Origin of the sequence: Streptomyces sp. x-19 (assembly GCF_046549115.1) — a bacterium.
Taxonomy (GTDB): Bacteria; Actinomycetota; Actinomycetes; order Streptomycetales; family Streptomycetaceae; genus Streptomyces; species Streptomyces albulus_C.
Map to the genome: position 1 here is coordinate 1 of NZ_JAJPWK010000113.1, position 638 is coordinate 638.

Below are 638 nucleotides of genomic sequence, written 5' to 3' on the forward strand. Positions count from 1 at the left end.
AAGAAACCGTCATCCACCCCCACCCGCTCCCGCCCCAACACCTCAGCAAACACCCCATGCAACACCCGCTCCCGCGACGAAGACGGCGCCCGATACACCCGACCCGAACCAAACAACGGCACCGGCAAAACCCGCCGATCCACCTTCCCGTTCGGCGTCAACGCAAAGGACTCCACCACCACCACCCGCACCGGAACCATGAACTCCGGCAACACCCGCGCCACCCGACCCCGCACACCCTCAACATCCACCACCACACCAGGCACAGCACGCACATAACCCACCACATGCCGCACCCCCGCCCCATCCACCGGCACCCCCACCACCGCCTGCGCCACCGACGGATCAGCCGCCAACACCGCCTCGATCTCCCCCAACTCAATCCGGTGCCCCCGCACCTTCACCTGAAAATCAGACCGACCGCAGTACTCCACCACCCCCTCCGCAGACCACCGCCCCACATCCCCCGTCCGATACATCCGCCCACCCGACGCACCAAACACATCCGCCACAAACCGCTCACCCGTCAACCCAGGACGACCCACATACCCCCGAGCCACCCCCACACCAGCGATATAAATCTCCCCCACCACACCCACCGGAACCGGCCGCAAAAACCCGTCCAACACATACACACG

At 65.4% G+C, this 638-nt stretch carries 1 protein-coding gene; it reads right to left on the bottom strand.

The window, feature by feature from the left end; all coding sequences use genetic code 11:
* Positions 1 to 434: AMP-binding enzyme (locus tag ACLJT4_RS42505; protein WP_411130526.1), on the bottom strand; the 434-nt coding region annotated here is incomplete at its 3' end.
* Between the last annotated feature and the right edge of the window lie 204 nt (positions 435 to 638).